Origin of the sequence: Carnobacterium funditum DSM 5970 (assembly GCF_000744185.1) — a bacterium.
GTDB classification, from domain to species: domain Bacteria; phylum Bacillota; class Bacilli; order Lactobacillales; family Carnobacteriaceae; genus Carnobacterium_A; species Carnobacterium_A funditum.
In genome coordinates this window covers 460,931-474,663 of record NZ_JQLL01000001.1, presented here as the reverse complement: position 1 = coordinate 474,663, position 13,733 = coordinate 460,931, and the positions used below count along the sequence as shown (strand labels likewise).

The following is a 13,733-nucleotide window of genomic DNA, read 5'->3' as shown; positions in this document are numbered from 1 at the left end:
ATGCTTATTTTTATTAAATAGTTACTTGAAATAAATTACGATTGTTGTAAAATTAAAGATAGAGAATTAAAAGGGGGAAAAATAATGACAACGAAGAGATGGACTGCTGTTGCTATAGCAATAGGACTTTTTGTACTATCTTTTATTATTAATGATTTAACTTTAAAAATTAATCCAACAGGCAATTCAGATAATGCAGTAATGGAGACGGCCAATACATTATTAGGACAACAAGTACTAAGTGAAACAGTCGTACTTAAAGGAAATCAAAGTGAACGTATTGCACTCCTTGAGATTAACGGAGCTATTTTAGCAGATCAAGCTTCCACTTTGTTCGATACATCAGGATACAATCATCAATTTTTCATGGAACAGTTAGAAGCAATAAAAACAGATAATTCTGTTAAAGGTGTATTGCTAGCCATTAATTCTCCTGGAGGCGGTACATATGAAAGTGCTCAAATAAAAGATAAAATAGACGAGTTGCAAAAAGTTACAAAAATTCCAATATACGTTTCAATGGGGAATGTTGCTGCTAGTGGGGGCTATTATATTGCGGCTTCTGCAGATAAAATCTTCGCATCCAAAGAAACGTTAACTGGATCAATTGGTGTGATTATGAGTAGTTTAAACCTAAGTGAACTATATGAAAAGATAGGTATTGAAGACACAACCATAAAAAGTGGTCAATTCAAAGACATTGGATCTGCAAGTAAAAAAATGACAGATGAAGAGCAACTTATTTTACAAGGCCTAGTTGACGATTCGTACAATCGTTTTATTCAGGTTGTAACTAAAGGTAGAAATATAGACATAAATGAAGTTAAAGCTATTTCTGATGGAAGAATTTTTGATGGAGTACAAGCAAAAAAAAATGGATTGATTGATCAAATTGGTTACCAAGAAGATGCTTTAGAAGCACTCAAAAAAGACAATCAAATTGAAGATGCAGAAGTTTTTCAGTACTCAACTGGTTCATTATCTTTTAAATCTCTCCTGACTTCTAAAGTAAGTCAGTTTGTCTCTCAAAAAAATGGATCAGAAAAAGTAGTTACAGAATTAACAAAGCAACTTAGTGACGCTCAATCTCCAAGAATGATGTACCTATATGGAGGTGAATAGAGTGGATAATAATTTTAAATCAACCGAAAAAGGTACAACAAAAGAATTAGATTTAAGTGAATTAAAACAATTTTTAGCAAAAGAAGAAGAGGATAGTAACCGAAAAAAGCGTTTAATTCAACTAGACAAAGAAAATGGAAAACAGGTAGAACAGCTGGATAACGAAGAAGAAATAGAAAAGGAAATAAAAGTACGTACTCCTGAAGAATTAAGAAATGAACGTAGACTTTATTGGCAAGAACAACAAAAGCAGCAACAAGTTGAAAAAACTCCATTTAATTTTTATCCTTCTTATTTTTACGGAGGTTTCTGGTTTAGGTTATTTGCCTATCTCATTGACTTACTAGTTATTGAAAGCTTGAATCGATTAATTGTCAGTTCTTATTTTATAATAACTAAAACACCAATGAGAACTGAATTTTTTTCCTTGTTTTCAATTAGTCAATTAGGTCTATTTTTATTGTATTTTATTCTAATTACAAAACTAACTAATGGACAGACAATTGGGAAAATGATTTTTGGACTTAGAGTCGTATCTTTTAAAGAAGAAAAATTAAGTTGGTTAACAGTAATTATTAGAGAAGGCTTTGGTAGATTTATTTTAAAAACAGTAAGTATTTTATACTTATCGATTCTTTTTACAAAAAGAAATCAACACGTCGTTGATTTACTTACTGATACCTCAGTCGTTTTAGAAAAAACTGTTAGTGCGATTGACTGGTATAAATCTGAACATTCCCTCCATTTACAATAGACAACAGTTTTTTTAATTTGTCCTTTTGAACAAACTGTCTTACAATGGATACGAGTTTTAAAAAAAGATTGGAGATTAGATAATATGGTATTGTTAGGATCACATGTATCAATGAATGGCAAGAAAATGTTGTTAGGTTCAGCAGAAGATGCGGCGAGTTATAATTCGAGTACCTTTATGATTTATACCGGAGCGCCACAAAATACGAAAAGAAAACCGATAGAAGATATGAACATTGAAGCAGGTACGGCATATATGAAAGAGCATGGGTTGTCCGATATGGTTGTCCATGCCCCTTATATTATTAATTTGGGTAATACATTAAAACCTGAGAATTTTTCTTTTGGTATTGAATTTTTAAAAGCTGAGATAGTGCGTGCTGAAGCATTAGGTGCTAGACAAATTACTATGCACCCTGGAGCTCATGTTGGAGAAGGAGCCTCAGCAGCGATTAAACAAATTATTAAAGGTTTAAATGAGGTACTGCATAAAGATCAATTGGCACAGATTGCCTTAGAAACAATGGCTGGAAAAGGCACAGAAATAGGTCGTTCTTTTGAAGAATTAGCAGAAATTATTTCTGGCGTCACAATGAATGAAAAACTGTCAGTTACAATGGATACTTGCCATATTAATGATGCAGGTTACGATGTTAAGAATGATTTTGATGGTGTTTTACAGGAATTTGATGATATTATTGGGTTAGAGAAGTTAAAAGTCATCCATGTTAACGATTCAAAAAATCCACAGGGTAGTCATAAAGACCGCCATGCTAATATTGGTTTTGGAACAATAGGATTTGATGCTTTGAACGCTGTAGTACATCATCCCAAACTAAAAACATTACCAAAAATTTTAGAAACTCCTTTTGTTGGAGAAGACAAAAAAAACAAACTAGCACCTTATGGTCATGAAATCAAGATGTTGAGAACCCAGATATTTAATCCTAATCTATTAGAGGATATACTAAATCAAAAAGAATATTAAGAAAGGTAAAAGCAATAAAAATTAAATAACCATATATGAATTAGAACCAAGAATGCTAGTTTTCTAATGTTCTTGGTTCTTTTTTTCAATCAAATCTAATTTATGGCATAATTAGATTTGATTGGAAGGCATTAGTTATTGAAAATCCAGCTTTTTTATTCGTTAAAATCTATCTAATTTTCCGACTAAAGTCTCATATGTTTTTTTCTTTTTTCAAGTATGATTAAATTGTGTTAAAATTAGTTGAGATACAAAAATACTATATTTAGAATAGAAAGAAGGAAATTTAAATGAAAAAAGGGATGAAAATAGCTATTGGTGTTGTAATAGCATTGTTAATCTTAATAGTACCATTTATCAGTTCATATAATGGGTTAATACAAGAAGAGAGTAATGTTGATGTTGCTTGGTCTCAAGTCGAATCACAATTGCAAAGACGAAATGATTTGATTCCAAACCTTGTTAACTCAGTCAAAGGTGCAATGACGCAAGAACAAACTGTGTTTGGAAATATTGCAGATGCACGATCTAAATTAAGTGGTGCTGGTTCTGTTGAAGAAAAAATTGATGCCAATAATGAGATGACTTCAGCTTTGTCTCGATTGTTAGTGGTGGTTGAAAATTACCCTGAATTAAAATCGAACCAAAATGTTACAGCTTTAATGGATGAATTAGCTGGGACAGAAAACCGTGTAGCAGTGGAAAGACAACGTTACAATGACGCTGTTCAAGGCTACAACAATAAAGTTAAACGTTTTCCAGGATCTATTATTGCAAACGCAACTGGTTTTGAAGAGAAACCATACTTTAAAGCTGTAGAAGGTGCTGAAACTGCTCCAGAAGTGAATTTTGAATAAACTAGTTTATTTTATTCAATCGTACAATTTATTTAGAGGAGGAAAATATGTGAAAATAGACAAGAAGAGTAATAAAATTATTTACTTTCTAGTCGCATTCAGTTTAACTTTTCTTTACTTTAATCCCTTAAAAGTAATGGCGACTTCTGATTACCCGGAACCATCTAAAAATTTTTATGTTTCTGATGAAGCGGATATGCTCTCACCGGAAACGGAGAAATTTATTATTGATGTAAATAAGCATTATGAAGATACAAAAGAAAAACCACAAATTGTCGTAGCAACGATTGATACTCTTGACGGTGATAGCATAGAAAACTACAGTGAAAAATTGTTTAAACAATGGGGTATTGGTGGTAGTGAATTAGATAATGGTGTCTTAATACTGATGAGTGAATCAGAACGCGAAATTAGATTCGAAGTTGGCTATGGATTAGAAGGTGCTTTGACTGATAGTGGAACGGGAGCTATCTTAGATCGCAATATAGAAGATTTAAAAAACAACAATTTTGATACAGCATTAAAAAACATCTTCACTGAGACTGCGGTTAAAGTAAATAAAGAATACATGTTTGATAATGAAGTTGTATTTTCGGGTTATGAAGTCGACGAAACGGCTTATGATGATGGAAATGATGGTGGGATTTCCACAGTTTTTATTATTTTAATTATCTTTTTTCTTGTAAGTAGTTTCTTTTCCGGCGGCGGTGGCGGCGGTTCAGGTGGTCGTCGTTCTAGTATATTGCCATTTCTAATCGGTATGTCTGCAGGAAACCGAGGCGGTCGAGGTGGCCGAGGTGGCGGATTTGGCGGCGGCGGTTTCGGAGGCGGCGGTGGTTTTGGCGGTGGCGGTAGCTCTGGCGGCGGCGGTTCTAGTCGTGGATTTTAGTAATAAGTGAACAAAGAGGCTAGGACATTATGTCCCAGCCTCTTCATTTATCCCAAATTTCATTTTAGACGTGCTCAAAAAAACTAACGTCCATCGAGCGCTATTCGTGAAGGGATTCGAGTCTAAACGCTTTATGTCCCAATTCTTTTTTTATGCTATAGACTCTATTAAAAAGTTGACTAATTAAAATGTTCTTTTTTTTGAATCTAATTGCAATGTATTAATAATAATAGCAGCAGTCTCTTCAATTGATTTCGTTGCTACATTAATTACTAAACAATTGAGTTCATCATATAATTTTGTAGCAAAGGCTAATTCTTCATCGATACGGTCAATTTTTGAATAACCTGTTTCTGGGTTTAATCCATAAGCAATCATACGTTCACGTCTGATGGAGTTTAGTACACGGCGATCATTTGTTAACCCAACAATTTTCTTAGGATTAACTTTCCATAACGTGTCTGGGATATGAGCTTCAGGAACTAAGGGTAGATTTGCAACTTTATAATTCTGATTAGCTAAGAACATGCTTAACGGTGTTTTAGAAGTACGAGATATTCCTAATAATACAATATCCGCTTCTAAAAAGCCTTTTGGATCTCTGCCATCATCGTATTTTACAGCAAATTCAATTGCGCTAATGCGGTCAAAATAATTATCGTTCAATTGGTGCAATACACCGGGTTCTTCTAAAGGCTTAGTATTCGTACGTTGTTCAATTTCTTTGACAACAGGATTTAAAACATCAAAACAAAATAAATCATGGCCCTGACAATAAGAAACAATTAAACTAGTTAGTGTAGATGAAATTAACGTGTGAATAACTAAGGCGTTATCTTTACTAGCCTTCTCGAGTATGGAATAAAGTGTATCTTCCCCTCTAATAAATGGATAGGCAGATACATTTGCATCGACACCCGGAAATTGAGCCATTGCTGCTTGTCCTAATTTATTGGCTGTTCCGCCAACAGAATCTGAAATAATATATAGGTTAATCTTCTTTTGTTTTTCCAATATGTTATCCCTCATTTCTAATAGATGCCATTAAAAAACTGTCCATCTAAATGGTTATTTTCTAATTATAACTGATTTTTTGTAATAAAAGAAGGCAGAAGTCAATAAAATAGGCTTCTTGCTTAATAGAATAAAGATAGGTTATAATAGATAGAAGGAATGAATCAGGGGAGATGCTTTAAAAAATGACTGCAGTTGAAAAAGCCATTGGAATTTTGAAAAAAAATGGTTATAAATATACAGATAAACGTGAGCAAATGTTATCGATTTTCGTTAATGAGGATCGTTATTTACCTGCAAAAGAAGTTCATTTATTATTAAAAGAAATTTATCCTACAATAAGTTATGATACTATTTATCGTAATTTATATACTTTTGTAAGATTAGATGTCTTAGAAGAAACTGAATTAAACGGAGAAAAAATGTTCCGTTTTGGGTGTATGCACCAAGGACATCATCATCATTTTATTTGTACAAATTGCGGTATGACAAAAAATATCAAAATGTGTCCAATGAATTTTTTTGAAGAGCAACTAAATGGATGTGAAATTGAGTCACATCGCTTCGAAATATTTGGTAAATGCAAAGAATGTGCAGCAAAAAACAACTAATAACCTAACTCTAATAAAACTTAGTGTCTAAATAAAGCGGGTTTAATGCTATTTTTCTGTTTTTTTTAAACAAAAAGCAAATACGTTGTTGACGTAAAAAAATACATTCGATATAATAAGGAAGGACAGTTCTTAGTTTGTACAAAAAGATAAGGGTATAAACAAATAACGGTTACTTTTACAAGCACGGAGGGAGGGAATTTACTATGTCAAAAACAGTTATTAAGAAAAATGAATCTCTTGATGATGCTCTTCGTCGCTTCAAACGCACCGTTTCAAAAACTGGTACTTTGCAAGAAGCCCGTAAACGCGAATTCTACGAAAAACCAAGTGTGAAACGTAAGAAGAAATCTGAGGCGGCTAGAAAACGTAAGTTCTAATCAGATAACGCATAGGAATTGAGGGTGAGAAAGTCTTGTCACTTCTAACAACCATAAACGATGATATCAAAACTGCTATGAAAGCTAAAGATAAAAATACTTTAGCTGTTTTACGTATGCTAAAAGCAGCGTTTCAAAACGAAAAAATTAAAACAGGTAATGAATTGAGTGAGGATGAAGAATTAACACTTCTTTCTCGCGAAATGAAACAACGACGTGAATCTTTAATTGAGTTTGAAAAAGCTAATAGAGAAGACTTGGTTGAGCAAACGCAAAATGCAATCAAACTCGTTGGAAAATATTTACCTCAACAGCTTTCTGAAGAAGAATTACAAGTGATAATCTCAAATGCTGTTTCTGAAGTTAATGCTACATCAATGAAAGATTTTGGTAAAGTTATGGGTGTCGTTATGCCGATAACAAAAGGCAAAGCGGATGGCAATGTGATTAATCGCCTAGTTAAAGATCAATTAAATTAAATATTAATAAAAAAGTAAAGGACCATTCCTTTACTTTTTTATTTTCACTTTTAAACTATAAAACAGCCTATAAAACACTTCATCAATTACATAATATAAATATTTTCATATGAAAATATTTATATAAAGAATCAAATCCACAAATTAATAACATACTTGTGGTAAAATAATAATATATCCGATAGTACCTATTGAAATTCGAGATAAATTACTTAAATTAATCGCATAAGAAAAGAAGTAGAATAAGAGAGGGTGTCGAATGTTTGTCTAGTAAAACAGGTGAAACTTATGACTTTGAATTAAATAAAACAGAAGATATGAATGCATTATTTGGAGTACAAGACAGAAACTTAAAATTAGTTGAAGATACGTTGAATGTTGCAATTAATAGTCGTGGGAATAAAATAGAAGTTGTTGGCCCTGAACAATTAGGTCACACTATTGAAAATATATTAAATAAATTACAAGAATTGATTAATCGAGGTATTTCGATTAGCGAACCTGATGTTGTAACAGCTATCAAAATGGCGCAAGATGGTACATTAGATTATTTTATAAGTATGTATGATAAAGAAATAGGTAAAAATTTTGAAGGAATCTCAATACGAGCAAAAAACTTCGGTCAACGACGTTATGTTAAATCAATTAATAATCATGCGGTTACTTTCGGTATTGGTCCTGCTGGAACAGGCAAAACTTATTTGGCAGTTGTCATGGCTATCAATGCTTTAAAAAATGGAGATGTCAAAAAAATTATTTTAACTCGACCTGCCGTTGAAGCGGGAGAACATTTAGGGTTTTTACCAGGAGATTTAAAAGAAAAGGTTGATCCTTATCTGAGACCTATTTATGATGCGTTGTACAACCTTTTTGGATTAGAGCACACCAACCGTCTAATGGAACGTGGTGTAATAGAGATTGCTCCTCTTGCCTATATGCGTGGTCGTACATTGGAAGATGCTTTCGTTATTTTGGATGAAGCACAGAATACAACCGTTTCGCAAATGAAAATGTTTTTGACACGTCTAGGGTTCGGATCGCAAATGGTTATTAATGGGGACGTTACTCAGATTGATTTGCCAAAAGGAGCCACAAGTGGGTTAATCCATGCTGAAACTATTCTTCGTCATGTAACTAATATCGATTTTGTTTATTTCGATTCGAAGGATGTTGTAAGACATCCTGTTGTTGCAAGTATCATAGAAGCATATGATGAAAAAAAGAAACCTAGTTAATAAACAAGTCGTGATTGATTGTAGTTAGGATGTGAATAAATGCGTAGACGTTTGACTGCTATACAAAATAAAATGGGGAAAATGTATATTCCTATTTTGTTACTATTGTTTTCTACTGTACTTTTTTTTATCATGTTCAGTAGTGTGAAACCAAGAGAATTAGACATCAAGCTTTACCAAGTTGCTGATGAAACTATTCGTGCTCAGTCGACAGTGGAAGACTTAGAAAAAACAATAGATAATCGACAAATAGCAGCTAATAATGTTGCTCCGGTCTATTCTTATAACGCCGACTTGAATGATATACAAACTGAAAAAATTCATTTGTTGTTTGCTACTGTTAAAGAAGCGAACAAATTGGCAGAAGAACAGTTTCAAGAAAAACTAAAGGAAGCAACGAGTAAAACAAATTCTAATTCAAAAGAAGAAAGTACGACATCAAATGCCAATATAAAAAAATTAACACCCAATGAAAAACTTGTTCTTTTTAATACTAAGTTAATAAATAATGATGAAGAAACAAAAGAATTTGTTTCCTCGTTGCCAGAATGGTCCATTCTTGAACTGCTTGGGGCAACTGAAGTAATCGTGAACCAGATTGAGAAAGCTACCACAAAAACCCTTTCTGAGGCTATGTCAATACCTATCAGAGTTGATGAACTTAGCAAAAAAAAGCAAGAAGCTATTGCTAGTTTAGATTATTGGGAGTTCAAAGCTGACCAAAAGCGTGTAGCCGGTTTGATTTTAGACAATTCTTTAGTTGAAAACAATGTTTATAATGAACAAGTTACAGAAAAACAACGTGAAAGTGCTAAGATTTCTGTCCAACCAGCTTTAATTTTACAAGGACAGGTGATTGTACAAGAGGGACATGTTATCGATAGCAACGTTATGAACCAAATTAAATTACTTGGTTTATTAGATAATACGTCTTCCTATCATCTTTTTTATAGTTTATTTTTAATCTTATTATCACAAGCATTGGTTTTGTTTTATTTAGGAAAAACAAAAAAAGATTCTCTATTAAAGAAAGGGCAAGAATTAACGTTGTATACATTAATTATGACTAGCACATTAATGGTCTTAAAAGGCCTATCGTTGATGCAACAATCAGGCTTAGCAAATATCAACTTGTTATACCCGGCCGCCTTAGCTCCAATTTTATTGACTACATTTAGCTCAAGGCGATATGGCATAGTTGCAAATGGTTTTCTAGTTGCATTTTCAGTGTTTTTATTCAGAGAAAACACAGGTACGAATAGTATCATTATGTTCACTTTATTCTATTTATTTAGTGGTATGATGGGAACAATGATTACAAAGAAAAGGATCATCAATCAATTTTTGAATACATTTATGTGGATTTCTTTTTTCAATGCTTTATTTATTAGTTCTCTTATTCTCTATTTAAACTTACCATTTTTATCTAGAGAGTCACTATTGATTATTTTATTTGCTTTGGGTAGTGGACTTCTTTCATATTTCTTAGCTATCCTATTTTCACCCTATATTGAATTATTGTTTGCAGACAATGCGGTGTTAACTTTAATGAAATTAGAGAATCCTACTAATTCTTTATTAAAAGAGCTTGTTACAAAAACTCCAGGTACATATCATCATAGCCTCATGGTTGCTAATTTAAGTGCTAATGCTGTAGGATCTATTGGTGGTGATTCTTTATTTGCAAGGGTTGCTTGCTATTACCATGATGTTGGTAAATTGAGGCATTCTCTTTTCTTCGTAGAAAATCTATCTTCAGGAATGGAAAATCCTCATAATTTGCTAACACCATTTGAAAGTAGAGATATTATTTTTGGACACGTTAGCGAAGGGGTAAAAATATTAAAAGAGGCAAAAATGCCACAATCGATAATAGATATATGTGCTCAACATCATGGAACAACGTTAATGAAGTTCTTTTATATTAAGGCTAAAGAATTAGACGAAACGGTTCAAGAAGCAGAATTTAGATATCCGGGTCCCAAGCCACAAACAAAGGAAGCTGCTGTCATTAATATAGCTGATAGCGCAGAAGCTGCAGTAAGATCGATGACAAATCCAACGAAGGAAACGATTGAAATTTTCATCCATCAATTAGTTAACGATCGAATGACCGATGGACAGTTCGATGAATGCTCAATTTCTATTAAAGAACTCAAAATAGTAGAACAATCTATTTGTGAAGGACTAAACGGTACGTTTCATTCGAGGATTGAGTATCCGAGTTTATCAGAAAAAGACACAAACAAAAATAATGCATAAAATTTTTTCATTGCATTTAGGAGGGATCTCAAAGTATGGAAATAGATTTATTTGATGAAACAAACAAAATAACTGCAGAACAAAAAGAAATGATTCAATCTATCTTAGAGTTCTCTGGTGATTACATTCACTTAGAAGAAGAGACTGAAATGTCTATTTTATTTGTTGACAATGAAAAAATAAAAGAGATCAATCGAGAATTTCGGTTTAAAGATATACCAACGGATGTTATCAGTTTTGCACTTGAAGATGAGGTTAAGGATGATTTTATATTAGATTTAGCAGGTTTTGAAGGAACAGTACCTAGAAATATCGGTGATATTGTTATCTCAGTGGATAAAGCAATAGAACAGGCAAGTGAGTATGGACATACGCTTGATCGTGAGCTTGGTTTTCTTTCTCTTCATGGATTTTTGCATTTAAATGGGTATGATCATATGGAGCCAGATGAAGAAAAAGAAATGTTTGGCTTACAGAAAGAGATATTGGATGCCTATGGCCTGGAAAGATAATAAGACTGTATGTAAAAACTCACGCTTCATTGATTCCTTTAAATACGCATTCAAAGGAATACAAACCGTATTTCAAGAAGAACGAAATATGCGTATTCATCTTTTTCTAGGAGTCGTTATATTACTTATTTCCTTTTTTATAGGATTACAAAAATATGAATGGCTTTGGATTATATTAAGCATCTTTTTAGTTTTAGTCATGGAAATCTTAAACACTATTATTGAAAATGTTGTTGATTTAATAACAAAGAACCAATACCATCCTTTAGCTAAAAAGGCTAAAGATATGGCTGCTGCTGCTGTTCTAACTACCGCTTTTTTTTCAATTATCACCGCAGCTATTATTATTTTGCCTAAATTTTTAGAACGATTTATTTAAAAAAGGAGAATTAAATTTATGGAAAAAAATGAAAAGATAACACTACAATTAGTAAAAGAAGCTACAGAGATGTTAGAAAATGCTTATGTTCCATATTCAAACTTTCCAGTAGGTGCCTCACTTATAACAGATGATGGTATAATTTACAGTGGCTGTAATATTGAAAATGCTTCTTATGGATTAAGCAATTGCGCTGAACGTACGGCTATTTTCAAAGCCGTTTCTGAAGGGAAAAAATCATTTAAGCAGTTAGTTGTTACTGGTAAAACAAATGGGCCCATATCTCCTTGTGGCGCATGTAGACAAGTTATGGTAGAATTTTGTGAGCCGGATATGCCGGTACTGTTAACAAATACAAACGGAGATAAATACGAAACCACAGTAAAAGAACTTTTACCTGGTGCGTTTCAATCGGAGGATATGGTTTAATGGAGAATAAAAAAGAACACACATCAGGATTTGTTTCCATTGTGGGACGTCCAAATGTAGGGAAATCAACTTTACTAAATAGAGTGGTTGGTCAAAAGATTGCGATTATGAGCGACAAAGCTCAAACAACTAGAAATAAAATCCAAGGAATTTATACGACTGATGATTCTCAGATTGTCTTCATTGATACTCCAGGAATTCATAAACCTAAACACCGTTTAGGAGATTTCATGGTAGAGTCTGCATTAAGTAGCTTAAGAGGGGTAGATGTTATTCTTTTTATGGTAAGTGCGGTTGAAAAACGTGGTCCTGGCGATAATTTTATTATTGATAAATTAAAAGAACAAAAGACTCCTGTATTTTTGTTGATTAATAAAATTGATGAAATTCATCCTGATAAATTACTTGAAATTATTGATGATTATCGGACACAAATGGAATTCGAACAAATCATCCCAATTTCAGCTACTGAAGGAAATAATGTGGATACCTTACTCTCTGAAATTCTTAAGTATTTACCTGAAGGTCCACAATTTTATCCAGAAGATCAAGTAACGGATCACCCTGAATATTTCATTGTATCGGAATTAATACGTGAAAAAGTATTGCAATTGACCCGTGAAGAAGTACCCCACTCAGTTGCAGTAGTAGTTGAAAGCATGCAAAGAAATGAACTTGGCAAAGTTCAAGTGCACGCAGCGATTATTGTTGAACGTTCTAGTCAAAAAGGGATTATTATTGGAAAAGGCGGTAAAATGCTAAAAGATATTGGTATCCGCGCTCGTCGTGATATCGAAGTTTTATTAGGAGACAAAATTTATCTAGATCTTTGGGTAAAAGTTCAAAAAGACTGGCGTGATCGCCAAACAAACTTGCAAGATTTTGGTTACCGTAAAGAAGATTATTAATCTTTTTATTGACCAAATTAGACAAAATCTCACTTATTTTAGTGGGATTTTCTTTTCTATTTAATTTGTAAGATATAAAAGCAATCAACGAAAGGAGTAGGTAGCTTGTCAGAATTACAAGAAACAGAAGGTATCGTCATCTCTATTCGTAATTATCGAGAAAGCGATAGACTTGTTAAAATTTTTACGTCAAGGCTTGGAAAAAGAATGTTTTTTATTAAAGGCTCTCGAAAATCAAACAGTAATCTAAAAGCTGCTGTACTTCCTTTCACGATAGCCACTTATATTACAGATATTAAAGAGACTGGCCTGGGTTTTATACGAGACGCTAAAGATTTAACTCATCTTAATCAGTTGCATACGGATATCTTTTTAAATGCTTATGCAACTTATATACTAAGTCTAACGGATGTAGCTATTGAAGATGGTATATCTGATCCAACTTTGTTTCATAAAGTAAAACAGTTGCTTTTAGAAATAGACAATGGTACAGACCCAGAAATCTTAGTGAATATTTTTGAAGTTCAAATTTTGCCCTATTTTGGAGTTGCTCCTGAATGGCGAGGGTGTCGAGTATGCGGAAAAACAACTGGTCTATTTGATTATTCTGGAAGTTATGGTGGATTGCTTTGTCAAACTCATTGGAGCCTAGACAAGCATCGTTATCATGCTAGTCAACGTGCTATCTATTTTTTACGTTTATTTTCAATCGTTTCGATGGATCATTTAGGAACAATTAAAGTAAAAGATGAAACGAAAAAAGAAATTAGAGTTGTTTTAGATATGATTTACGATGAGTCAGTTGGTATAAAATTAAAAAGTAAACGATTCATTGATCAAATGTATCAGTGGGGAGAGTTAATATTGGATAGAAAGCCAGATCATACGGATTCAATTGAGTGACTTTTTTAAAAG

Annotated in this window: 16 protein-coding genes; 15 read left to right on the top strand and 1 reads right to left on the bottom strand. The window is 32.9% G+C overall.

Annotated elements, in window-relative coordinates:
- Nucleotides 1-84 precede the first annotated feature (84 nt).
- From sppA to BR44_RS12020, 5 genes are all read left to right on the top strand, one after another.
- The gene (sppA, locus tag BR44_RS02080) at nucleotides 85-1,122 is read left to right on the top strand and encodes a signal peptide peptidase SppA (RefSeq protein ID WP_034550196.1); all 1,038 of its coding nucleotides are present in this window, start codon (nucleotides 85-87) and stop codon (nucleotides 1,120-1,122) included.
- Between the two features lies 1 nt (nucleotide 1,123).
- Entirely contained in the window at nucleotides 1,124-1,876 is a 753-nt protein-coding gene (locus tag BR44_RS02075) for an RDD family protein (protein ID WP_245592906.1), read from the top strand.
- 84 nt (nucleotides 1,877-1,960) lie between these two features.
- The gene (locus tag BR44_RS02070; protein ID WP_034550193.1) at nucleotides 1,961-2,863 is read left to right on the top strand and encodes a deoxyribonuclease IV; all 903 of its coding nucleotides are present in this window, start codon (nucleotides 1,961-1,963) and stop codon (nucleotides 2,861-2,863) included.
- 290 nt (nucleotides 2,864-3,153) lie between these two features.
- Nucleotides 3,154-3,720 (top strand): LemA family protein, encoded by a 567-nt coding sequence (locus BR44_RS02065; RefSeq protein WP_034550191.1) that lies wholly within the window; start codon nucleotides 3,154-3,156, stop codon nucleotides 3,718-3,720.
- 49 nt (nucleotides 3,721-3,769) lie between these two features.
- Entirely contained in the window at nucleotides 3,770-4,609 is an 840-nt protein-coding gene (locus BR44_RS12020) for a TPM domain-containing protein (protein WP_051912466.1), read from the top strand.
- 183 nt (nucleotides 4,610-4,792) lie between these two features.
- On the opposite strand, the gene BR44_RS02055 is transcribed toward BR44_RS12020, so the two are convergent.
- Nucleotides 4,793-5,638 carry a pyruvate, water dikinase regulatory protein gene (locus tag BR44_RS02055; protein WP_051912464.1) on the bottom strand — a complete coding sequence of 282 codons (846 nt, stop codon included), beginning with the start codon at nucleotides 5,636-5,638 and terminating at the stop codon, nucleotides 4,793-4,795.
- A gap of 170 nt (nucleotides 5,639-5,808) precedes the next feature.
- On the opposite strand from BR44_RS02055, the gene BR44_RS02050 reads away from it, so the two are divergent.
- From BR44_RS02050 to recO, 10 genes are all read left to right on the top strand, one after another.
- Nucleotides 5,809-6,234, top strand: a complete 426-nt coding sequence (locus BR44_RS02050) for a Fur family transcriptional regulator (RefSeq protein ID WP_034550189.1) — start codon at nucleotides 5,809-5,811, stop codon at nucleotides 6,232-6,234.
- 206 nt (nucleotides 6,235-6,440) lie between these two features.
- Nucleotides 6,441-6,614, top strand: coding sequence for a 30S ribosomal protein S21 (gene rpsU, locus BR44_RS02045; protein ID WP_034550187.1), 174 nt, complete (start codon nucleotides 6,441-6,443; stop codon nucleotides 6,612-6,614).
- Nucleotides 6,615-6,649: 35 nt separating this feature from the next.
- On the top strand, nucleotides 6,650-7,093 hold the full coding sequence (locus BR44_RS02040) for a GatB/YqeY domain-containing protein (protein ID WP_034550185.1): 444 nt from the start codon (nucleotides 6,650-6,652) through the stop codon (nucleotides 7,091-7,093).
- A gap of 317 nt (nucleotides 7,094-7,410) precedes the next feature.
- A complete protein-coding gene (locus BR44_RS02035; protein WP_051912702.1) occupies nucleotides 7,411-8,328 on the top strand; it encodes a PhoH family protein in 918 nt (305 codons plus the stop codon).
- Nucleotides 8,329-8,367: 39 nt separating this feature from the next.
- Complete coding sequence (locus BR44_RS02030) at nucleotides 8,368-10,590, top strand: HD family phosphohydrolase (RefSeq protein ID WP_034550181.1); 2,223 nt, start codon at nucleotides 8,368-8,370, stop codon at nucleotides 10,588-10,590.
- A gap of 35 nt (nucleotides 10,591-10,625) precedes the next feature.
- Nucleotides 10,626-11,102, top strand: coding sequence for an rRNA maturation RNase YbeY (ybeY, locus tag BR44_RS02025; RefSeq protein WP_034550179.1), 477 nt, complete (start codon nucleotides 10,626-10,628; stop codon nucleotides 11,100-11,102).
- Nucleotides 11,086-11,481, top strand: coding sequence for a diacylglycerol kinase family protein (locus BR44_RS02020; RefSeq protein WP_425393556.1), 396 nt, complete (start codon nucleotides 11,086-11,088; stop codon nucleotides 11,479-11,481). The genes ybeY and BR44_RS02020 overlap by 17 nt, the downstream gene beginning before the upstream one ends.
- A gap of 18 nt (nucleotides 11,482-11,499) precedes the next feature.
- Entirely contained in the window at nucleotides 11,500-11,910 is a 411-nt protein-coding gene (locus BR44_RS02015; RefSeq protein ID WP_034550175.1) for a cytidine deaminase, read from the top strand.
- Nucleotides 11,910-12,818, top strand: a complete 909-nt coding sequence (gene era / locus BR44_RS02010) for a GTPase Era (protein ID WP_034550173.1) — start codon at nucleotides 11,910-11,912, stop codon at nucleotides 12,816-12,818. The genes BR44_RS02015 and era overlap by 1 nt, the downstream gene beginning before the upstream one ends.
- Nucleotides 12,819-12,923: 105 nt before the next feature.
- Nucleotides 12,924-13,721, top strand: coding sequence for a DNA repair protein RecO (recO, locus tag BR44_RS02005; protein WP_034550171.1), 798 nt, complete (start codon nucleotides 12,924-12,926; stop codon nucleotides 13,719-13,721).
- Nucleotides 13,722-13,733: the final 12 nt, after the last annotated feature.